Raw genomic sequence first — 21,235 nt, forward strand, 5'->3', positions numbered from 1 at the left:
AGAAGCGTACGCCTGCCCGCGTTTGAGGTAAATGTTACCCCAGCAGAATAAAACCGTTACAAACTCTCTATAACCTACTGAAAATAACGCCTGTGATCTAGCGCCAAAAAACAGAATTTTTTATCAAATTTGCAAAACATGAACGATTCAGCCGCTAAGCAGCCATAATGCCTTGAAAATGGCCTGCGAGGGCTGATAATTCGCTCAAATTTGACAGCAAAACATCATTAAACCCCTGGCGCGATCAAGAAATTAACATTAAATTAACTTATTAAATTTATGCGCTTCATTAGCTTAGCCGCCCGGACGCCGTTTTTTTCGACATATCGGCAAATGTTATCATCAAAGATAGGATACATGACACGATGCGTGAAAAATCCCGCAGACATCCATATGGTTTAAATGCAATAATCAGCCACGTTTCTAGTCAATAACAATACCAGTACCTGGTTTGCGCAAGGCGAAGGATTATTTTTATGAAGCTTAAGAACACTCTCCTGGCGTCGGCTCTGCTTTCTGCGGCTGCTTTTTCTGTCCATGCAGCAACAGAACTGACGCCGGAGCAAGCGGCTGCACTAAAACCTTATGACCGCATCGTTATTACCGGTCGTTTTAATGCTATTGGCGATGCGGTCTCCGCCGTGTCCCGCCGCGCAGATAAAGAAGGCGCAGCCTCCTTCTATGTTGTCGACACCTCGGAGTTCGGCAACAGTGGTAACTGGCGTGTTGTGGCGGACGTGTATAAAGCCGACGCGCCGAAAGCCGACGCGCCCAAAAATCGTGTCATTAATGGCATCGTGGAATTACCGAAAGACCAGGCCGTACAATTAGAACCGTATGATACCGTCACCGTTCAGGGCTTCTACCGTAGCCAGCCGGAAGTTAACGATGCCATTACGAAAGCGGCGAAACAAAAAGGCGCATACGCTTTCTATATTGTTCGTCAGATAGATGCGAATCAGGGCGGAAACCAGCGCATCACTGCATTTATCTATAAACAAGATGCGAAAAAACGCATCGTCCAGAGCCCGGACGCTATTCCGGCAGACTCTGAAGCTGGCCGCGCCGCGCTGGCTCAGGGCGGCGAAGCTGCGAAGAAAGTCGAAATTCCAGGCGTCGCCACGTCAGCCTCGCCGAGCGCCGAAGTAGGCCGTTTCTTCGAAACGCAATCCTCCAAAGGTGGACGTTACACTGTCACACTTCCGGATGGCACAAAAGTTGAGGAGCTGAATAAAGCGACGGCTGCGATGATGGTGCCTTTCGACAGCGTTAAGTTCACCGGCAACTACGGCAATATGACAGAAATCTCCTATCAGGTCGCCAAACGCGCGGCGAAGAAAGGCGCTAAGTATTATCATATTACGCGTCAGTGGCAGGAGCGCGGTAATAACATCACCATCAGCGCCGACCTCTATAAATAAGGCGCGCGTCGCCATCAGGCTTTCTCGCCAGATGGCGGCATACCTGCCTTATCAGGCCTACACTATCGTTCAACGGCAGGCCTGATAAGCCGCCATCCGGCACTTTCCCGCGGGTTGCCAGTTCCGTCAAATATCGCGATGAATCTCACTTTTCGCTTTTTTGGCGATAAATCTTATCCAGGCCGTTGCATGCGGTCCCTTCTCTCCGTAAAATCCCGCGCCTTAGTGGCTTTCACCATTTTTATGCGTTTTGCCATAATAATTATTCTTCCAATTTCATTTTTATAGCTGGATACCAATGGAAAAAAAACTGGGACTGAGCGCGCTGACCGCGCTGGTTTTAAGCTCAATGCTTGGCGCAGGTGTTTTCAGTCTGCCCCAGAATATGGCCGCCGTTGCCAGTCCGGCTGCGTTGTTAATTGGCTGGGCCATTACCGGCGTGGGGATACTCTTACTGGCATTCGCCATGTTAATCCTTACACGCATTCGCTCCGAGCTTGACGGCGGTATCTTTACTTACGCCCGCGAAGGCTTCGGCGAACTGATTGGCTTTTGTTCTGCCTGGGGCTATTGGCTGTGCGCGGTCATCGCCAACGTATCCTATTTGGTTATCGTTTTTTCAGCGCTGAGTTTCTTTACCGATACGCCTGCGCTGCGTCTGTTTGGCGACGGTAATACCTGGCAGGCTATTGTCGGCGCTTCAGTCCTGCTCTGGATTGTCCATTTCCTCATCCTGCGCGGCGTACAAACGGCAGCCAGCATCAATCTGGTCGCGACTCTGGCGAAACTGTTGCCGCTCGGCGCGTTTATTGTGCTGGCTATCATGATGTTCAAACTGGATACCTTCACACTGGACTTCACTGGTGTTGAACTCGGTATTCCCGTATGGGAACAGGTCAAGAACACCATGCTTATTACGCTGTGGGTGTTTATTGGCGTTGAAGGCGCCGTCGTCGTCTCGGCCCGAGCGAAAAATAAACGCGATGTAGGCCGCGCCACGCTACTGGCGGTCCTCGCGGCGCTGGGAATATATCTCCTGGTCACGCTGCTTTCTCTTGGCGTTCTTGCCCGTCCGGAACTGGCGGAGATGCGCAACCCGTCGATGGCCGGACTAATGGTAAAAATGATGGGGCCGTGGGGAGAAATTATTATTGCAGCGGGACTGATTGTGTCTGTCTGCGGGGCTTATCTAAGCTGGACTATTATGGCGGCGGAGGTGCCATTTCTGGCGGCAGCCTATAAATCCTTCCCGGGCATCTTCGCGCGACAAAATGCGCAAGGCGCGCCTTCTGCATCGTTATGGCTCACCAATATCTGTGTGCAAATCTGTCTGGTGCTGATCTGGCTGACCGGTTCGGACTACAACACGCTATTGACGATTGCGTCAGAAATGATTCTGGTGCCCTACTTTCTGGTCGGCGCATTTCTGCTGAAGATTGCAACACGTCCCCTCCATCGGGCGGTCGGTATCGGAGCCTGTATTTATGGCTTATGGTTATTATATGCGTCGGGTCCCATGCACCTGCTGCTGTCCGTCGTACTGTACGCGCCTGGATTACTGGTTTTCCTGTATGCGCGTCGGACGCACAAGCATGACAACGTATTAAATCGTCAGGAAGTCGTGCTGATTGGTTTATTGCTGGTCGCGGCGGTTCCGGCTACGTGGATGCTGGTGGGTTAACCCCCCCATCGTAATATCCGTCTGTATTACGATGGGGAAACCACGGTCTTTGCCAATATTAATGCCATTTAATCCAGCAAAAAATCAGCAGCCACGCGCTTAGCCCCCAGCAGACCACCGCACCGCCAAGCGCGACGGGCAGGCGCATCACGCCGCTGAAATACCATAGCGTTGCAAGATAAATGAAATAAGGAATAATCGACCACATGCTAAAGACGATGGTGGTACGCATCGCGTCGATGCCCCGCTCGCTGGCCACGATATAGTGCGCGATAAGCGCAAACGTTGGAAACAGAGGAATTAATCCGGCGATATAATAATTTTTCGTTTTTGACAGCAGACCAATCAATACGACGACCAGCGCCCCCAGGGCAGCTTTAATCACGAGTCCCATTACCTTGCCTTAACACGCTAATAACAACAGCGTGTAGCATAACGGAACCGCTCTCGTTTAGAAAAGATTTATGGAAGGGAAAACAGAGGCGGTGTATGTTGGCGTTTTCTATTCTCCATTTATAATATGAACCGCATTGTATTTGTTGAAGACGACGCTGAAGTGGGTTCTCTCATTGCCGCTTATCTGGCGAAACATGATATTGATGTCATTGTTGAGCCGCGTGGTGACCGGGCGGAGGATCTTATCCTCACCACTCAGCCCGATCTGGTTTTACTGGATATTATGCTTCCAGGTAAAGATGGCATGACGATATGCCGCGATCTGCGCCACCGCTGGCAAGGCCCGATTGTCCTGCTCACCTCGCTGGACAGTGATATGAATCATATTCTGGCGCTGGAGATGGGCGCCTGCGACTACATCCTCAAAACCACGCCTCCGGCCGTTTTGCTGGCACGTCTGCGCTTACACCTGCGGCAAAGCGAACAAACGCAACAGGCAAAAAGTCTTCAGGAGAGCGCGCTTACGCCGCATAAAGCGCTGCGTTTTGGCGCGTTAACCATCGATCCCCTTAACCGGGCGGTCCAGCTCAATGGCGATTTCATATCGCTCTCCACCGCCGATTTTGAATTGCTCTGGGAACTGGCGACACACGCCGGACAAATTATGGATCGCGACGCGTTGCTAAAAACGCTGCGCGGCGTCAATTATGATGGTCTGGATCGCAGCGTGGATGTGGCGATTTCCCGCCTGCGTAAGAAACTGCTGGATAGCGCTGCTGAGCCCTATCGTATAAAGACCATTCGCAATAAAGGCTATCTTTTTGCCCCTCATGCCTGGGACGAAACGACGGGATAAGTTAGCCGACAAATTTTACCTGCCTTTATCAAGTCATAGTGGCGATGCTCATCACCGCCACTGTTCAAAAAACAGACATTGTATACATGAATGCTATTTTTATTAGTCGAAACGGCCCCTTTATTACCGTTTTCTCTGCGTTGTGGTTCATGATTACGTCTTTTTCGCTCAAGAAAGTTAAATTAAAAAAACTCGAAGCCAGTTCACAAAATTGATAACAGAATGTCTGCCCGCCGCTATATTGCCATCTTTTTTCGCAAATTGTGAAATAAAACAAATCACAGACATGAATACATAATAACAAATATATTCACCATAAATATATTCGTTTCCGATAGTAACTTTTGTATTAATTAATAACATATAAGAAAAGTTAGCATTTGCTGAAATAATATTATTCAGATTAGGATGCCTTTGATTCAACGAATCTGTAGAAGTTCAATCTTTTGCAAATAAGTTAAGTTTTTAAGGATAAAAAAATGAAAAGAAAAGTATTGGCACTTGTCATCCCGGCTCTGCTGGCTGCTGGCGCAGCACACGCCGCTGAAATTTATAACAAAGACGGCAACAAACTGGACCTTTACGGGAAAGTAGACGGCCTGCACTATTTCTCTGATGACTCTTCTAAAGATGGCGATCAGACCTATATGCGTGTCGGCTTTAAAGGCGAAACACAGATTAACGACCAACTGACCGGTTACGGCCAATGGGAATATAACGTTCAGGCTAACACTACCGAAGGCGAAGGCGCTAATTCCTGGACTCGTCTGGCATTCGCCGGCCTGAAATTCGGCGACTACGGCTCATTCGACTATGGTCGTAACTACGGCGTCCTGTACGACGTGGAAGGCTGGACCGATATGCTGCCTGAGTTCGGCGGCGACTCCTATACTTACGCTGACAACTACATGACCGGTCGTGCTAACGGCGTGGCCACCTACCGTAACACTGATTTCTTCGGTCTGGTAGACGGTCTGAACTTCGCGTTGCAATATCAGGGTAAAAATGAAAGCCAAAGCGCTGACGATGTAAATATCGGTACCAATAACCGTAATAATGGCGACGATATTCGTTACGATAACGGTGATGGCTTCGGTATTTCTACTACCTATGATATTGGCATGGGCTTCAGCGCAGGCGCTGCGTATACCACTTCCGATCGTACTAATGAGCAAGTCAATGCTGGCGGCACGATTGCTGGCGGCGACAAAGCGGATGCATGGACAGCTGGCTTGAAATATGATGCCAACAACATCTATTTAGCGACTATGTATTCTGAAACCCGTAATATGACGCCTTATGGTAAAACGGATGCGGGTTATGCTGGCGGCGTAGCAAACAAAACGCAAAACTTCGAAGTTACAGCCCAATATCAATTTGATTTCGGTCTGCGCCCGGCGGTTTCTTTCCTGATGTCTAAAGGTAAAGATCTGACCTATAACAACGTTAATGGCGATGATAAAGACCTGGTTAAATATGCTGATGTAGGTGCTACCTACTATTTCAACAAAAACTTCTCCACCTATGTTGATTATAAAATCAACCTGCTGGATGATGACGACCAGTTCTATAAAGATGCCGGTATCAGCACTGATGATATCGTCGCGCTGGGTATGGTTTACCAGTTCTAATTATTCATTAATTCTTCTCAAGCCCGCCGTTTCGGCGGGCTTTTCTTTTTTCATTACCACCGTTCTAAAAACAGAACGCACTGTTCCCTGGGCACAGATTGAACAATTCTTGTTCGCTCTCTATGGTTTGCTTATCGCCCGACAAAAGGAACATGCTAATGATCAGTCTCGTCCCGCCTCTGCTTTCCAGAACTGCGCTTCTCTTTCTGCTCACGGCCACAGGCGCAGCCACCGCCGCCCGCCCGGCAGCGGATATTATTTTGCATAACGGTAATATCATCACTCTGAATGATGCCCAGCCGCAGGCCAGCGCGCTGGCGATTTCCGGCTCGCGGATTGTGGCGATTGGCGATGATACGGCGACAAATGAATGGCGCGGCAACCATACCCGTACCATCGATTTACAGGGTAAAACCGTGATACCCGGCCTGACCGATACCCACATTCATGCCATTCGCGGCGGACAAACCTGGACATTCGAAACCTACTGGTACGACAGCCCTTCGCTTAAAGACGCGCTGGATAAATTACGCGCCGACGCTAACCGTCGTCCCCACGATCAATGGGTAGCCGTAGTGGGATCGTGGATACCGGCGCAATTTGCAGAAAACCGGGCGCCGACGGTAGCCGAACTGAGCCACGCCCTTCCCGATCATCCGGCTTATATTCAGTATCTGTACGACTATGCGTTAGTGAATCAGCGCGGTATAGACGTACTTGGCCTTAACGACACCCCTCCTCCTGATTTAGCGGGAATCGGCGTAGAGCGCGACGCAAAAGGTAGCGCCACGGGGAAATTATTTGGTGACATCGCCGCGTTTAACCAGCTTTTTGCCAGCATAAGTCGTAACGCCGATCGCGAGGGTGGTCTGCGGCAATTTTTCGCTGATATGAACGCTCGCGGCGTGACCGGCATCATTGACCCCTCTGCCGGGCCTGCCGCCGCTTATGAGCCTTTATTTGCAATGCGAAACCAGGGGGATTTACCGCTGCGCGTGGGGTATCGCATTCCGGTACAGCCAGAAGCGAAAGGTCATGAAGCGCAGTGGTTCAGCAACCTGATGGCCTTTCGCCCGGCGCGTGCCGATGACGGGCAACTGGCTTTTCTTGGCCTGGGGGAAAGCCTGGTGGCCGGAATGAATGACGGCGTGCGGATGGCCCCAGGGTTTTCTTCCTCAGAGCAGGACAAAACCGCGCTTCGCCAGGTCGCGACATTTGCGGCAAAACGGGGAATACCTCTTGAGATCCACGCCTATACCGATGATAGCGCCGACACGATATTGACGATTTTTGAGCAGGTAGCGCAGCAGTACGATCTGCGCCCTCTCCGTTGGTCTATTGCGCATCTGAATACCGGTTCGCCACAGACGCTTGAGCGAATGCGTAAGCTGGGTCTGGCATACACTGTGCAAATGGGGCCTTACTTTGAGGGGCTTGCCATCCGTGACGCCAATCCACCCGGCGCGACGGACAATTCGCCGCCGGTTCGACTGGCGCTGGATAAAGGGCTTGTCGTGGCTGGCGGTACCGATTCGACGCGTATTGGCATTGCCGGTGTCTGGCACGCTATCGAATATCATATCACCGGTATAGCGTCAGGCGGTTCCGTGCGTAAACCCGCCAGCGAGCGGCTCACGCGTCTGGAAGCGCTAGCGTTATATACACGTCATGCCGCCTGGCTCGCCTTTGCCGAACAAAACCGGGGCCAGCTTAGCGTCGGAAAACAGGCCGATCTGGCGGTACTCAATCAGCCATTTATGACGATGCCCGAAGACAGAATTGATACCATTCGCGCTGTTTTGACGCTTGTCGATGGACGCATTGTTCACGAAAGTCCGGACCTTAACGCCGGACAATGAGGTTGTCAGTTGACGCAAAGCCTGCTTTTATAACCCACCAGCGGCGCTGACGGGAAATCTTTTCCGTCAGCGCCGCGATAGAGTTAATGTATTGAGATCCGGTGGGCGTTGATGAAAAAGCTGTTTGTGCAGTTTTACCTTTTGCTGTTCGTCTGTTTTCTGGTCATGACCTTATTGGTCGGACTGGTGTACAAATTCACTGCCGAACGCGCGGGCAGGCAATCGCTCGACGATCTGATGAAAAGTTCGCTCTATCTGATGCGCAGCGAACTGCGGGAAATTCCGCCGCGTGAATGGGGAAAAACGTTAAAAGAGATGGACCTGAACCTCTCTTTCGATTTACGCGTTGAACCGTTAAATCACTATAAGCTTGATGCCGCCACCACGCAGCGACTGCGTGAAGGCGATATCGTCGCGCTTGACGATCAATACACCTTTATTCAGCGTATCCCGCGCAGCCATTACGTCCTGGCGGTTGGCCCGGTTCCCTATCTCTATTTCCTGCATCAAATGCGACTGCTGGATATCGCCTTAATGGCGCTCATTGCCTTTTCTCTCGCCTTTCCTGTGTTTATCTGGATGCGCCCGCACTGGCAAGAAATGCTCAGGCTCGAATCCGCCGCGCAGCGCTTTGGCGAGGGTCATTTGACTGAACGCCTGCATTTCGATAATGGTTCCAGTTTCGAACGTCTGGGCGTCGCGTTCAACCAGATGGCGGATAACATTAATGCCCTGATCGCCAGTAAAAAACAGCTGATTGACGGTATCGCCCATGAGCTTCGCACGCCGCTGGTACGTTTACGCTATCGGCTTGAAATGAGTGAAAATCTGACACCGCCGGAATCACAGGCGCTCAATCGCGATATTGGTCAACTGGAAGCGCTGATTGAAGAACTGCTCACCTATGCGCGCCTTGACCGACCGCAAAATGAACTGATGTTGACCGAACCCGACCTCCCCGCCTGGTTGCTCGCGCATTTGCAGGATGTGCAAAGCGTGACCCCGGAACGCGCCGTAAACCTTGTCACATGTGTAATCGGCGATTATGGCGCGCTTGATATGCGGTTAATGTCGCGAGTGCTGGATAACCTGCTGAATAATGCGTTGCGCTACAGTCGTACCACCGTTCAGGTCAGCCTGTTACTCGACGGCAGTCAGGCAACGCTGATAGTTGAAGATGACGGCCCCGGCATTGAAGCGGATGCGCGTGAGCGCGTATTTGAACCTTTTGTCAGACTCGACCCCAGTAGAGACCGGGCGACAGGCGGCTGCGGGCTTGGACTCGCCATCGTACACTCTATCGCCCTGGCGATGGGCGGTAGCGTCGTCTGTGACGAGAGCGAACTGGGCGGCGCAAAATTTAGCTTTCACTGGCCGGTCTGGCACGCGATGCCCAACGTGACCGCTGCCTGACGTATTTTGCACGCTGGTTGAGCGGCGGGAACTGTGCTATACAGATAGTATGTTGTAACTAAAGTGAGTGATACCATGTCCCGCTACGATCTCGTTGAACGCCTGAATGGCACTTTTCGCCAGATAGAACAACACCTGGCGGCGCTGACGGATAATCTACAGCAGCATTCGCTACTTATCGCCCGTGTCTTTTCACTGCCGCAGGTGACCAAAGAGGCGGAACATGCGCCGCTGGATACTATCGAGGTAACGCAACATCTGGGGAAAGAGGCCGAAACGCTGGCGCTACGTCACTATCGCCATTTGTTTATTCAACAGCAGTCCGAAAACCGCAGCAGTAAAGCCGCCGTCCGCCTGCCTGGCGTCTTATGCTATCAAGTGGATAATGCGATACAGTTAGATCTGGAAAATCAGATACAGCGCATTAACCAGTTGAAAACCACCTTCGAGCAGATGGTTACGGTAGAGTCCGGTCTTCCCTCAGCGGCACGTTTTGAGTGGGTGCATCGGCATCTACCCGGCTTAATTACGCTGAACGCTTACCGCACGCTGACGCTTATCAATAACCCCGCCACCATACGTTTCGGTTGGGCAAATAAACATATTATTAAAAATTTAAGCCGGGATGAGGTTCTGAGCCAGTTGAAAAAAAGCCTCGCGTCGCCGCGCAGCGTCCCGCCGTGGACGCGCGAACAATGGCAATTCAAGCTGGAACGGGAATATCAGGATATCGCCGCCTTACCGCAGCAGGCCAAACTCAAGATTAAGCGCCCGGTTAAGGTACAGCCGATCGCCCGCATCTGGTATAAGGGCCAGCAGAAACAGGTGCAACACGCCTGCCCCTCGCCGATTATCGCATTAATCAACACGGACAACGGCGCTGGCGTGCCGGATATTGGCGGGCTGGAAAACTATGACGCCGATAATATTCAGCACCGTTTTAAGCCACAGGCGCAGCCGCTGCGACTGATTATTCCGCGACTGCACCTGTATGTGGCGGATTAACGTCCCGGCGTCATACTGCCAACCATTAACTCCGGACGTACCCAGGCGTCGAACTCCTCGTCGCTAAGGTATCCTAATGCCACGGCTGAGGCTTTGAGCGTCAGCCCTTCTTTATGCGCCTTCTTCGCAATCTCCGCCGCTTTATCGTAACCGATGTGCGTATTGAGCGCAGTGACCAGCATCAGCGACTCATTCAGCAACTGCGTAATACGCTCGCGGTTTGGCTCGATTCCTGACGCACAGTGTTGATTGAAACTCGCCATGCCATCGGCCAGCAGGCGCACCGTTTGCAGAAAATTATGAATAACCATCGGACGATAGACGTTGAGCTCAAAGTTGCCCGATGCGCCCCCCATATTGATGGCCACATCGTTACCCATCACCTGGCAACATAGCATCGTTACCGCTTCACACTGGGTCGGGTTCACTTTACCAGGCATAATGGAACTGCCTGGCTCATTCTCCGGGATAGCAATCTCGCCAATGCCGCAGCGCGGGCCGGACGCCAGCCAGCGAACATCATTGGCGATTTTCATCAGCGAGGCCGCCAGTCCTTTTAATGCGCCATGCGCCTGTACCAACGCGTCACAGGTCGCCAACGCTTCGAATTTATTGGGGGCGGTAACAAACGGCGCCGCGGTAATCGTCGCCAGTTCCTCGGCCACGCGCCGGGCATATTCCGGGTGGGTATTAAGCCCTGTCCCTACTGCGGTTCCGCCGAGCGCCAGTTCCGCGACGTGCGGTAAACTGTGCTCAATATGCCTGAGGTTATGTTCCAGCATGGCTACCCAACCGGAAATCTCCTGGCCTAAGGTGAGCGGCGTCGCGTCCTGCAGGTGAGTACGGCCAATTTTGACAATATCGGCGAAAGCGTGGGATTTATCGCGAAGCGTATCCGTTAATGCGGATAATTGCGGGATAAGGTGTTCGCGTAACGCCAGTAACGCCGCCACGTGCATGGCGGTTGGGAAAACATCGTTTGAGCTTTGACTCTTATTGACGTCATCATTGGGATGCACCTTGCGTTCCATACCGCGAACGCCGCCCAAAATTTCACTGGCGCGGTTCGCTAACACCTCATTCATATTCATGTTGCTTTGCGTACCGGACCCGGTCTGCCAAATCGCCAGCGGAAACTCATCAGCATGTTTTCCCGCCAGCACTTCATCAGCCGCCTGGATAATCGCGCTGCCTTTTTCCGCCGCCAACAACCCTAAGTCCTGGTTGACCTTCGCAGCAGCGCGCTTGGTCAACGCCAGAGCGTGAATGAGCGAGACGGGCATTTTCTCCGTGGAAATCCGAAAATGCTCCAGCGAACGTTGAGTCTGCGCCCCCCACAGTTTATCTGCCGGGACTTCAATCGCGCCCATTGAATCTTTCTCGCGGCGTACCGTTACCATTACCTGCTCCTTACTCAAGTTGATGAGATCATGTGTCGACATTGCTCACATGTTTGCGGTCTTATGAGTATTAACGATAACAACACAACGGTGTAGACCGGATAAGGCGCTTGCGCCGTTCTCCGGCAAAATAGCGAATCATGTTACCGCCCCGCAGGGCGGCGACATTACTTAACGCAGCGCGCGCACTGCGATGACTGAATCTGCTGGAAGAAATCGTTGCCTTTATCATCCACCAGAATAAAGGCCGGAAAATCCTCCACTTCAATTTTCCAGATAGCCTCCATACCCAGTTCAGGATATTCCACGCACTCCAGGCGCTTGATACTACCCTGCGCCAGAACGGCTGCCGGGCCGCCGATACTGCCCAGGTAGAAGCCGCCATGTTTCTTACAGGCATCGGTCACCTGCTGGCTGCGGTTGCCTTTCGCCAGCATGATCATACTGCCGCCCTGCGACTGGAGCTGATCAACATAAGAGTCCATTCGTCCTGCGGTAGTCGGCCCAAGCGACCCGGAGGCATACCCTTCCGGCGTTTTTGCCGGCCCCGCATAATAGATAGGATGATCTTTGATGTACTGCGGCAAACCTTCGCCTCTGTCCATCCGTTCTTTCAGTTTAGCGTGCGCGATGTCGCGGCCCACAATAATCGTGCCGTTCAGCGACAGGCGCGTTGATACCGGATACTGCGACAGTTGTTGCAGTATCTCGCTCATGGGACGGTTAAGATCAACGCGCACCGCCTCGCCCTCTCCCGCCTGGCGCAGCGCCTCTGGAATATATTTACCGGGATTGCGCTCCAGCTTCTCGATCCAGATCCCTTCCCGGTTGATCTTCGCTTTAATGTTTCGATCCGCGGAGCAGGACACGCCCATACCTACCGGACACGATGCCCCGTGGCGCGGCAATCGGATGACACGAATATCGTGAGCGAAATACTTGCCGCCGAACTGCGCGCCTAAGCCAAGATTTTGCGCCTCAAGCAACAATTCTTTTTCCAGCTCAATATCGCGGAAGGCCTGCCCGTGTTCATTGCCTTCGGTCGGTAGCGCATCATAGTATTTTGCCGAGGCCAGCTTAACGGTCTTCAGGTTCGCTTCCGCCGAGGTGCCGCCAATGACAAACGCAATGTGATACGGCGGACAGGCGGCGGTGCCCAGCGTACGCATCTTATCGACGAGATAATTTTTGAGCTTACCCGGCGTCAGAAGCGCTTTTGTCTCCTGATAGAGGTAGGTTTTATTCGCCGATCCGCCGCCTTTAGCGATACAGAGGAATTTATATTCATCGCCATCGACGCTGTAGAGATCGATCTGCGCCGGCAGGTTAGTACCGGTATTGACCTCTTTGTACATATCCAGCGCCGCGTTTTGCGAATAGCGCAGGTTATCTTCGATATAGGTGTTATATACGCCGCGAGCCAGCGCCGCTTCATCACCTCCACCAGTCCAGACGCGTTGGCCTTTTTTGCCGACAATAATGGCCGTACCGGTATCCTGGCAGGTGGGCAACACGCCCTTGGCCGCGATATCGGAGTTTCGCAGGAATTGCAGCGCGACATATTTGTCGTTTTCACTGGCCTGCGGATCGCGCAGAATATCCGCCACCTGCTGCTGATGCGCGGGACGTAGCATAAAAGACGCATCGTGGAAGGCCTGACGCGCCAACAGCGTTAGCGCTTCCGGCGCGACTTTCAGGATCTCTTGTCCTTCGAATTCGGCGACGGAAACATGTTCGCTGGTCAACAAGTAGTACTCGGTATCGTCCTTTTTGAGGGGAAAAGGGTCTTGATAAAAGAAGGGTTTGTTTGACATTGTGCTCTCACTTACCGCTCGGTATGGTTATTCTCTGGGCAGGTGTTCCATTGCCCGACTCAAAGCGAGTAACACTATCCTACACAATTTTTTAACAAAAACTGAGACAAGTACGACTTTTTACGCCCGGAGGTTACTTCATGCGGGTTTCTTGGTTTAATACCTCCCATTGATCTCCACATTGAAACAGGGCTTGATAATGCAAAAACTCATTAACTCAGTGCAAAACTATGCCTGGGGAAGTAAAACTGCGTTAACGGAACTTTATGGCATCGCCAATCCGCAGCAGCAGCCAATGGCTGAACTCTGGATGGGCGCGCATCCCAAAAGCAGCTCGCGAATCACCACCGCCAACGGCGAAACCGTCTCCCTGCGTGACGCCATCGAAAAGAATAAAACCGCCATGCTGGGCGAAGCGGTAGCCAACCGTTTCGGCGAACTGCCGTTTCTGTTTAAAGTACTGTGCGCCGCACAACCGCTCTCTATTCAGGTGCACCCGAATAAACGCAACTCCGAAATCGGTTTCGCGAAAGAAAATGCGGCGGGTATCCCCATGGATGCCGCAGAGCGGAACTATAAAGATCCTAACCATAAACCAGAGCTGGTTTTTGCCCTGACGCCTTTCCTGGCGATGAACGCGTTCCGCGAATTTTCTGACATTGTCTCTTTACTGCAACCTGTCGCCGGCGCGCATTCCGCTATCGCCCACTTTTTGCAGGCGCCGAACGCTGAACGTCTGAGCCAGCTTTTCGCCAGCCTGTTGAATATGCAAGGCGAAGAAAAATCCCGCGCGTTAGCCGTACTCAAAGCGGCGCTTAACAGCCAGCAAGGCGAACCGTGGCAAACGATCCGCGTGATTTCAGAGTATTATCCTGATGACAGCGGGCTTTTCTCTCCTTTGTTGCTGAATGTGGTCAAACTGAATCCCGGCGAAGCGATGTTCCTGTTTGCCGAAACGCCTCACGCTTATCTGCAGGGCGTTGCGCTGGAAGTCATGGCGAACTCCGATAACGTTCTGCGCGCTGGCCTTACGCCAAAATATATCGACATCCCTGAGCTGGTCGCGAACGTGAAGTTCGAACCTAAACCTGCCAGCGAGTTGCTGACTGCCCCGGTGAAAAGCGGCGCGGAGCTGGACTTCCCAATTCCGGTTGACGATTTTGCTTTTTCACTGCACGACCTGGCGCTTCAGGAGACGAGCATCGGCCAACACAGCGCCGCGATTCTGTTCTGCGTTGAGGGTGAGGCGGCGTTACGTAAAGATGAACAGCGTCTGGTACTGAAGCCGGGTGAATCGGCCTTTATCGGCGCGGATGAGTCTCCGGTTAACGCCAGCGGCACGGGCCGTTTAGCGCGTGTTTATAACAAGCTGTAGCAACGTACTGAATTTTTTAACAACTCTTGCTAAGCTTATAACAGACGTAAAACTCCTCCAGGCGGTTTAATCCGCCTGGTTTCATTTTTATGGACAATTGATATGAAAAAAACACTGGTAGCTGCAGGTGTAGTGATTGCACTTGGCATCGTCTGGACAGGCGGCGCCTGGTATACGGGGAAAAAGCTGGAGAACCATCTTGCAGAAATGGTGACTCAGGCCAATGAACAGCTCAAGCGTACTGCGCCGGAGGCCGGTGTCGAATTAAGTTATCAAAACTACCAGCGTGGCGTGTTCAGTAGCCATCTGCAACTGGTTGTCAAACCGGTTGCCGGCGCAGACAATACCTGGTTGAAGCCCGGGCAAAGCATTGTGCTGGACGAGTCCGTTTCACATGGCCCCTTCCCGCTCGCCCAGCTCAAAACGCTCAATCTGATCCCTTCTATGGCGTCGGTAAAAACCACGCTGGTGAATAACGATGCGGCAAAACCCCTCTTTGATATCGCGAAAGGCGACGCGCCCTTTGTTATCAATACCCGCATTGGTTATGGCGGCGATACCCGCTCCGATATCTCTCTCAAGCCGTTAAACTACGAGAATGCCGGTGAAAAGGTCGCCTTTAGCGGTGGCGAGTTTCAGCTTAACGCCGATAAAGACGGTAATGTGGTTTCGCTGTCGGGCGAAGCGCAGAGCGGCCTGGTCGATGCCGTTAACGAATATAACCAGAAGGTCCAACTCACCTTTAATAATTTGAAAACCGACGGTACCAGTAAACTGGCAAGCTTTGGCGAACGTGTGGGCGACCAAAAGTTAACGCTGGATAAACTGTCCATCGCCATTGAGGGTAAAGAGATGGCGGTGCTGGAAGGGATGGAAATTGCCGGCCAGTCCGATCTCGTCAACGACGGAAAAACCATTAACAGCCAGTTGGATTACTCGCTTAACAGCCTGAAAGTGCAGAATCAGGATTTGGGCAGCGGTAAATTAACGCTGAAAGTCGGTCAAATCGACGGCGAAGCCTGGCACCAGTTTAGTCAGCAATATCATGCGCAAACGCAGGCGCTGCTGAATCAGCCGGACGTGGCGCAGAATCCTGAGCTTTATCAGCAAAAAGTCACTGAAGCGTTCTTTAGCGCTCTCCCCGTGCTGTTAAAAGGCGATCCGGTACTGACCCTGGCGCCGCTTAGCTGGAAAAACGCCAAAGGGGAAACCACGCTGAATCTGTCGCTGTTCCTCAAAGATCCGGCAACCACAACGGCACAACCGCAAACGCTGGCGCAGGAAGTCGACCGCTCCGTGAAATCGCTGGATGCGAAACTGGCAATTCCAATGGATATGGCGGTCGAGTTTATGACGCAGATAGCAAAACTGGAAGGCTATCAGCAGGATGATGCGGAAAAACTGGCAAAACAGCAGGTGCAGGGGCTGTCCGCAATGGGTCAGATGTTCCGACTGACAACGCTGAAGGATAATACTATCGCCTCCAGTTTGCAGTACGCCAATGGCCAGATCACGCTCAACGGACAAAAAATGCCGTTGGAAGACTTTGTCGGCCTGTTTGGAATGCCGACGCTTTCCGTTCCGGACGTTCCGGCGCTGCCTCAACAATAATCGCCTTGCCGGGTGTCGCGACGCTGCACCCGGTCTGCGCCGAACGACGCGCAGCCTCTACTTTTGCGTTACCAGGCGAGCGGCTATCGTTTGACTCCGCACATGGTGCTCGTCGTGAGCAATACGCTGCAATATTCGTTCGGCCAGGGTATAGCCTATTTCTCGCGCCGGCGTACTGGCCCAGATAATCGGCAGGTCGTCGAGGGCGTTCTCCGCCACATCAGCAAACGCCGCCAGCGACACCTGCTGCTCGAAATAACGATCGACACCGCTCTCGCCACTCTGTCGTCCGGCTCTCAGTAGGCCAAACCACGCCCCCATCGCAATGGTTTCGTTGTAACAAACGACAGCGCTAATGGTCGGATTGTATCGCAACAGCGCGGTAATGCTTTCTGCCGCCTGTTTCTGACTGGAAGCGCATTCCACGATCCACTCGCTGTGAAACGGTAGACCGTATTTTAACAACGTCGCGCAATAGCCGCCCACGCGCTCCGCGCGGGTTAAAGATGCGCTTTGTCCTCCCAGCCAGGCGATGCGCTGATGGCCCTGACGAATAAGGTACTCCGTCAGGAGTTGCGCCGCCTGCATGTTGTCAGGCCGAACGGTATCCGCATCATCAAGATAGCTGGCGCGTGACGCAAACACGACAGGAATACCTTGTGCGTCGGCCTGCGCTCTTCTTCGCCAGCAGTGCTCTCACTCACGGCGCATATTGCCGCGTATCAGCACGGCGCGCCGTGGCTGGATGCGTTACGCGCCTCGCTGGCGGCTAATATGCGCTATATTGAGCAGGCGCTGAATGGCGCCTTTCCGACGTTGAACTGGCAAGCGCCGCCATCGACCTATCTGGCCTGGATTGATCTCCGTCCACTCGGCATTGACGATCAAAAATTACAGCACACGCTCATTCATCAGGAGAAAATCGCCATTATGCCCGGCGATACCTATGGCGCAGAAGGCCGGGGATTTGTGCGTCTGAATGCCGGATGCCCTCGCCTGAAACTTGAAAAAGGCGTCAACGGATTGATTAACGCTATCCGTACCGTTCGCTGATACTGTCTACAAGCGGGGGGTTGACCCTTTATCCTGAGAGGCGATAACAGAGACAACCCCCGTGAGCTGACCGGGGGCGCGTTAAAGAGAATGATACAAAATTTCTCCCGCGCTCTCGCGAAGTTGCAACGTAATGACTCCGTTTTTGCAAAATTTCCAGAGCATTATCAATCTGTAGTATAATGGTGCGCACTTTTATTAAAAATTGAGTGCGCCCATGATTGATATTACGCTTCCTTTGACTGACATCCACCGCCACCTTGATGGCAACATTCGCGCCCAAACAATTCTGGATCTTGGTCGGCAGTTCAACATCGCCCTTCCCGCCCAAACGCTGGAAACGCTGATTCCGCATGTCCAGGTCACCTCAACCGAACCCGATTTAGTAAGCTTTCTCACTAAGCTCGATTGGGGGGTAAAAGTCCTGGCATCGCTTGACGCCTGCCGCCGTGTGGCCTTTGAAAATATTGAAGATGCCGCACGTAACGGCCTGCATTACGTCGAGCTTCGCTTTTCGCCCGGCTATATGGCGATGGCGCATCAGTTACCGATAGCAGGCGTGGTTGAAGCCGTTATCGACGGCGTACGCGACGGCTGTAACACGTTTGGCGTCGAGGCACGACTCATTGGCATTATGAGCCGTACCTTCGGCGAGGCGGCATGTTTACAGGAGCTTGATGCGCTGCTGGCGCACAGAGAGAAAATCACCGCGCTGGATTTAGCCGGTGATGAGCTGGGCTTTCCCGGCAGTCTGTTTTTGTCGCACTTTAATCGGGCGCGCGATGCGGGCTGGCATATTACCGTTCACGCTGGCGAAGCCGCAGGGCCGGAAAGTATCTGGCAGGCGATTCGCGAACTGGGGGCCGAACGTATCGGACATGGCGTAAAAGCTGTCGAAGATCGCGCGTTAATGGATTTTCTTGCACAGCAGCGTATCGGTATTGAATCCTGTCTGACTTCGAATATTCAGACCAGTACCGTCGCATCGCTGGCAGATCATCCGCTCAAAACCTTCCTTGAGCATGGCGTTCTCGCCAGTCTTAATACGGACGATCCGGCTGTTCAGGGCGTAGATATTATCCATGAATATCACGTCGCCGCGCCAGCGGCAGGATTGAGCCGCGAACAGATTCGCCAGGCGCAGATTAACGGTCTGGAAATCGCCTTTCTGAGCGATGGCGAAAAACGTGCGCTGCGCGAAAAAGTGGCCGCGGCGTAAGATTGCTTTATTGATGCTAACGCCCTCTCTCCGCCTGCGATTTAATGCTATCCCAGGCGGAGAAATGCGACATCTCAGGCAAGACACAGCGTCGCGCGATGTTTTGCCGATTCCATGCCCAGTTCAATCAACTCCATAATTTGAATCGCCTGGCTTGCCGGCACGGGATTTTCACCGTTACCGTTTAACGCATCGCGGATGGCGGCATAATATGCCGGGTAGTTACCCGGCAACGTAAGCCAGTTCTCTTCTTTGCGCGTCTCTCCCTCAACCAGGGTCAATACGCCGTCACGCATGTCGTATCCCCAGTCTTCCTGCGGTAAACGCTCGCCGTTTTTTAACCGTTCTTCCTGGGGATCGAGGCCATATTTAACATAGCTACCGCGCGAACCATGAACGATGTATCGCGCGGATTCCGCCGCGGCCAGCATCGTACCGTGCAAAATCACGCGGCGCTGGGGGTAGGATAAAATCGCGTGGAAATAATCTGTAGATTGCGCGCCCGGACGCAGTTGCGCTAAATCCACCGTCATGCTGACCGGCAGGCCAAAAAGTTGAATTGCCTGATCCAACAAGTGCGGCGCCAGATCGTACCAAATACCACTTCCCGGCCCGCCTTGCTCGCGCCAGCGGTCGCGCACCTGGGGACGAAAGCGATCAAAGTGGGATTCAAACAAGGACACCTCGCCGAGCACGCCATCCGCCAGCAAGGCTTTCAGAGTCAAAAAATCGCTATCCCAGCGTCGGTTGTGGAAGACGGAAAGTACCCGGCCAGTGCTCCGCGCAAGCGCATCCAATTCTCGCGCCTGTGACAGTGTCACGGTAAAGGGTTTATCAACCACCACATGCTTACCGGCTTCCAGCGCAGCTTTCGCCAGCGGGAAATGGGTATCGTTGGGCGTCGGGATCACGATCAGGTCGATATGCGGATCGTTAAATAAATGTCGGGGCTCAGAGACCACGGAAACCGCCGGCCAGTCTGCTTTCACTTTTGTTTCATCGCTACTGGATACCGCCGCAAGCTCTAGCCCTGGCGTTCCCATAATTAAGGGCGCATGAAAGGTTTTACTGGCGTAGCCATAACCGATTAACCCAACGCGGATTTTATCATTCATCTCACTGCCTCCGGTTTTAGATATCGCTATTCCACACCATCGTGCGATTAGCCGCAATAGCGTCCTGACCATCAACGTAGCATCAAATGATTAACTTGTTACAGAACAGAGGCTGAAAACGTTTCCCTCCCTCTTGCCGACCGTTCGCCAGGAAAGTAACATTTACCCCCTGTGTTTATGGATAAATCAAAGCAAATGTCGTCAATAATGAATCGTCTTATTGAATTAACTGGGTGGATAGTTCTCGTTATCTCAGTCATTCTTTTAGGTATTGCCAACCATATTGACAATTACCAACCACCAGAGCCCACGGCTTCCGTTCAGAAGAAGTAAGCGTCAGATAATGTAAAGGCATTTTCGCGTGGCACGGTAAGCGGCGCCCCGGGGGGTGCAAAGAAAAGTCAAAAACCGGCAAAAAAAACGAAATATGTCCTATCTGGTCTGACGTTTATTGCCTGTTGTAGGAAAGCGCGTTAACCTTTCGCCCCAGGCGCCCTGTGGCGCCTGACTCTTTACCGGTAAGAATATTCCCTTTTTACCTGCACCCCTGACCTCTCACTGGTGCGGTTTTGTTTATTTTTTATCAGTGACTACTCCGTTGGCATTATATTTAATATGGATCAACTTTATATGACTGTTCAGGATTATCTATTAAAATTCCGCAAAATTAGTTCGCTCGAAAGTCTGGAAAAACTGTTCGACCACCTTAACTATACCCTTACTGATGACATGGACATTGTTAATATGTATCGCGCTGCAGATCACCGCCGTGCCGAACTGGTTTCCGGAGGACGCCTGTTTGATGTAGGTCAGGTTCCGCAATCCGTCTGGCGCTATGTGCAATAAAGAAAGTAGCGTTTAACATCAAAAACCTTATAATATTTGCCCCAAAATGAGCGGCATGACCGTTAATGCGCGTAACCCCGGAGAAGATATGACTACAACACCGCCACAACGAATTGGAGGCTGGCTTCTTGGCCCGTTAGCCTGGCTGTTAGTCGCGTTGTTGAGCGCCTCGCTGGCGTTATTACTCTACGTTATGGCGCTTGCCACACCGCAAACGTTCAAGACGCTTAGCGGACAGGAAACCGGTAATTTACTGCTATGGGGCATTTCATTTATTACCGCTATCGCCATGTGGTACTATACCCTGTGGTTGACGATCGCATTCTTCAAGCGCAGACGCTGCGTGCCGAAGCATTACATTATCTGGCTGCTGGTGTCTGTGTTACTGGCGGTTAAAGCATTTGCCTTTTCGCCCGTCTCAGATGCCTTTGCCGTGCGTCAGTTACTCTTCCCATTGTTGGCGACGGCGCTCATTGTGCCTTATCTCAAACGTTCAGCGCGCGTTAAAACAACGTTTGTTAATCCGTAATAACCCTACAG

General features: G+C 52.4%; 17 protein-coding genes and 2 pseudogenes. 14 read left to right on the forward strand and 5 right to left on the reverse strand.

Annotated features, from left to right (window positions below):
• The first annotated feature begins 476 nt into the window (after positions 1–476).
• Together ydgH and ACLJNW_RS04310 are read left to right on the forward strand one after the other, a co-directional pair.
• Entirely contained in the window at positions 477–1,421 is a 945-nt protein-coding gene (gene ydgH, locus ACLJNW_RS04305) for a DUF1471 family protein YdgH (RefSeq protein WP_000769294.1), read from the forward strand.
• A gap of 298 nt (positions 1,422–1,719) precedes the next feature.
• A complete protein-coding gene (locus ACLJNW_RS04310; protein WP_000412353.1) occupies positions 1,720–3,102 on the forward strand; it encodes an amino acid permease in 1,383 nt (460 codons plus the stop codon).
• A 58-nt stretch (positions 3,103–3,160) separates the two neighbouring features.
• On the opposite strand, the gene ACLJNW_RS04315 is transcribed toward ACLJNW_RS04310, so the two are convergent.
• The gene (locus ACLJNW_RS04315) at positions 3,161–3,496 is read right to left on the reverse strand and encodes a GlpM family protein (RefSeq protein WP_000524877.1); all 336 of its coding nucleotides are present in this window, start codon (positions 3,494–3,496) and stop codon (positions 3,161–3,163) included.
• Positions 3,497–3,622: 126 nt separating this feature from the next.
• Between ACLJNW_RS04315 and rstA the strand changes: the two genes are divergently transcribed.
• The 5 genes from rstA to tus all read left to right on the forward strand — a co-directional run bounded on the left by rstA (position 3,623) and on the right by tus (position 10,262).
• Complete coding sequence (gene rstA / locus ACLJNW_RS04320) at positions 3,623–4,354, forward strand: two-component system response regulator RstA (RefSeq protein WP_001080048.1); 732 nt, start codon at positions 3,623–3,625, stop codon at positions 4,352–4,354.
• 479 nt (positions 4,355–4,833) lie between these two features.
• Positions 4,834–5,985, forward strand: a complete 1,152-nt coding sequence (gene ompS2 / locus ACLJNW_RS04325; protein WP_000824320.1) for a porin OmpS2 — start codon at positions 4,834–4,836, stop codon at positions 5,983–5,985.
• A gap of 152 nt (positions 5,986–6,137) precedes the next feature.
• Complete coding sequence (locus tag ACLJNW_RS04330; RefSeq protein WP_078012181.1) at positions 6,138–7,844, forward strand: amidohydrolase; 1,707 nt, start codon at positions 6,138–6,140, stop codon at positions 7,842–7,844.
• Between the two features lie 111 nt (positions 7,845–7,955).
• On the forward strand, positions 7,956–9,257 hold the full coding sequence (rstB, locus tag ACLJNW_RS04335) for a two-component system sensor histidine kinase RstB (RefSeq protein WP_000732955.1): 1,302 nt from the start codon (positions 7,956–7,958) through the stop codon (positions 9,255–9,257).
• 75 nt (positions 9,258–9,332) lie between these two features.
• Entirely contained in the window at positions 9,333–10,262 is a 930-nt protein-coding gene (gene tus, locus ACLJNW_RS04340) for a DNA replication terminus site-binding protein (protein WP_023203824.1), read from the forward strand.
• Here the strand turns inward: tus and fumC are convergent.
• Both fumC and fumB read right to left on the reverse strand, forming a co-directional pair.
• Positions 10,259–11,662: a class II fumarate hydratase gene (fumC, locus tag ACLJNW_RS04345; protein WP_023203825.1), complete on the reverse strand. Its 1,404-nt coding sequence runs from the start codon at positions 11,660–11,662 to the stop codon at positions 10,259–10,261. The two genes, tus and fumC, sit on opposite strands and share 4 nt — an antisense overlap.
• Positions 11,663–11,829: 167 nt before the next feature.
• Positions 11,830–13,476, reverse strand: a complete 1,647-nt coding sequence (gene fumB / locus ACLJNW_RS04350) for a class I fumarate hydratase (RefSeq protein ID WP_000066609.1) — start codon at positions 13,474–13,476, stop codon at positions 11,830–11,832.
• Between the two features lie 199 nt (positions 13,477–13,675).
• On the opposite strand from fumB, the gene manA reads away from it, so the two are divergent.
• The gene (gene manA, locus ACLJNW_RS04355; protein WP_024154581.1) at positions 13,676–14,851 is read left to right on the forward strand and encodes a mannose-6-phosphate isomerase; all 1,176 of its coding nucleotides are present in this window, start codon (positions 13,676–13,678) and stop codon (positions 14,849–14,851) included.
• Positions 14,852–14,953: 102 nt separating this feature from the next.
• A complete protein-coding gene (locus tag ACLJNW_RS04360; RefSeq protein ID WP_023203826.1) occupies positions 14,954–16,462 on the forward strand; it encodes a YdgA family protein in 1,509 nt (502 codons plus the stop codon).
• 57 nt (positions 16,463–16,519) lie between these two features.
• On the opposite strand, the pseudogene malI reads toward ACLJNW_RS04360, so the two are convergent.
• Positions 16,520–17,122, reverse strand: a pseudogene (gene malI, locus ACLJNW_RS04365) (Mal regulon transcriptional regulator MalI); the annotation flags it as partial.
• Between the two features lie 18 nt (positions 17,123–17,140).
• Here malI and ACLJNW_RS04370 point away from each other — a divergent pair.
• Together ACLJNW_RS04370 and add are read left to right on the forward strand one after the other, a co-directional pair.
• A pseudogene (locus ACLJNW_RS04370) lies at positions 17,141–17,515 on the forward strand (aminotransferase class I/II-fold pyridoxal phosphate-dependent enzyme); the annotation flags it as partial.
• 217 nt (positions 17,516–17,732) lie between these two features.
• Positions 17,733–18,734 carry an adenosine deaminase gene (gene add / locus ACLJNW_RS04375; RefSeq protein ID WP_000565565.1) on the forward strand — a complete coding sequence of 334 codons (1,002 nt, stop codon included), beginning with the start codon at positions 17,733–17,735 and terminating at the stop codon, positions 18,732–18,734.
• Between the two features lie 74 nt (positions 18,735–18,808).
• Here add and ACLJNW_RS04380 read toward each other — a convergent pair whose 3' ends face one another.
• Entirely contained in the window at positions 18,809–19,849 is a 1,041-nt protein-coding gene (locus ACLJNW_RS04380) for an oxidoreductase (protein WP_000998242.1), read from the reverse strand.
• Between the two features lie 207 nt (positions 19,850–20,056).
• Between ACLJNW_RS04380 and blr the strand changes: the two genes are divergently transcribed.
• The 3 genes from blr (at position 20,057) to ACLJNW_RS04395 (ending at position 21,224) form a co-directional block, all read left to right on the forward strand.
• A complete protein-coding gene (gene blr / locus ACLJNW_RS04385; protein WP_001708800.1) occupies positions 20,057–20,182 on the forward strand; it encodes a division septum protein Blr in 126 nt (41 codons plus the stop codon).
• 297 nt (positions 20,183–20,479) lie between these two features.
• On the forward strand, positions 20,480–20,695 hold the full coding sequence (gene ydgT / locus ACLJNW_RS04390; protein WP_000217946.1) for a transcription modulator YdgT: 216 nt from the start codon (positions 20,480–20,482) through the stop codon (positions 20,693–20,695).
• A gap of 88 nt (positions 20,696–20,783) precedes the next feature.
• Entirely contained in the window at positions 20,784–21,224 is a 441-nt protein-coding gene (locus tag ACLJNW_RS04395; protein WP_000214061.1) for a DUF2569 domain-containing protein, read from the forward strand.
• Positions 21,225–21,235: the final 11 nt, after the last annotated feature.

Source organism: Salmonella sp. SAL4457 (assembly GCF_046548235.1).
GTDB lineage: Bacteria > Pseudomonadota > Gammaproteobacteria > Enterobacterales > Enterobacteriaceae > Salmonella > Salmonella enterica.

What these genes read in the sequence shown, in the direction of transcription:
- fumB (WP_000066609.1), bottom strand. Translation starts at nt 13,476, where the DNA reads ATGTCAAACAAACCCTTCTTTTATCAAGACCCTTTTCCCCTCAAAAAG.
- add (WP_000565565.1), top strand. Translation starts at nt 17,733, where the DNA reads ATGATTGATATTACGCTTCCTTTGACTGACATCCACCGCCACCTTGAT.
- manA (WP_024154581.1), top strand. Translation starts at nt 13,676, where the DNA reads ATGCAAAAACTCATTAACTCAGTGCAAAACTATGCCTGGGGAAGTAAA.
- tus (WP_023203824.1), top strand. Translation starts at nt 9,333, where the DNA reads ATGTCCCGCTACGATCTCGTTGAACGCCTGAATGGCACTTTTCGCCAG.
- blr (WP_001708800.1), top strand. Translation starts at nt 20,057, where the DNA reads ATGAATCGTCTTATTGAATTAACTGGGTGGATAGTTCTCGTTATCTCA.
- ACLJNW_RS04315 (WP_000524877.1), bottom strand. Translation starts at nt 3,496, where the DNA reads ATGGGACTCGTGATTAAAGCTGCCCTGGGGGCGCTGGTCGTCGTATTG.
- rstA (WP_001080048.1), top strand. Translation starts at nt 3,623, where the DNA reads ATGAACCGCATTGTATTTGTTGAAGACGACGCTGAAGTGGGTTCTCTC.
- fumC (WP_023203825.1), bottom strand. Translation starts at nt 11,662, where the DNA reads ATGGTAACGGTACGCCGCGAGAAAGATTCAATGGGCGCGATTGAAGTC.
- ACLJNW_RS04360 (WP_023203826.1), top strand. Translation starts at nt 14,954, where the DNA reads ATGAAAAAAACACTGGTAGCTGCAGGTGTAGTGATTGCACTTGGCATC.
- ACLJNW_RS04330 (WP_078012181.1), top strand. Translation starts at nt 6,138, where the DNA reads ATGCTAATGATCAGTCTCGTCCCGCCTCTGCTTTCCAGAACTGCGCTT.
- ACLJNW_RS04380 (WP_000998242.1), bottom strand. Translation starts at nt 19,849, where the DNA reads ATGAATGATAAAATCCGCGTTGGGTTAATCGGTTATGGCTACGCCAGT.
- ACLJNW_RS04395 (WP_000214061.1), top strand. Translation starts at nt 20,784, where the DNA reads ATGACTACAACACCGCCACAACGAATTGGAGGCTGGCTTCTTGGCCCG.
- ACLJNW_RS04310 (WP_000412353.1), top strand. Translation starts at nt 1,720, where the DNA reads ATGGAAAAAAAACTGGGACTGAGCGCGCTGACCGCGCTGGTTTTAAGC.
- ompS2 (WP_000824320.1), top strand. Translation starts at nt 4,834, where the DNA reads ATGAAAAGAAAAGTATTGGCACTTGTCATCCCGGCTCTGCTGGCTGCT.
- rstB (WP_000732955.1), top strand. Translation starts at nt 7,956, where the DNA reads ATGAAAAAGCTGTTTGTGCAGTTTTACCTTTTGCTGTTCGTCTGTTTT.
- ydgH (WP_000769294.1), top strand. Translation starts at nt 477, where the DNA reads ATGAAGCTTAAGAACACTCTCCTGGCGTCGGCTCTGCTTTCTGCGGCT.
- ydgT (WP_000217946.1), top strand. Translation starts at nt 20,480, where the DNA reads ATGACTGTTCAGGATTATCTATTAAAATTCCGCAAAATTAGTTCGCTC.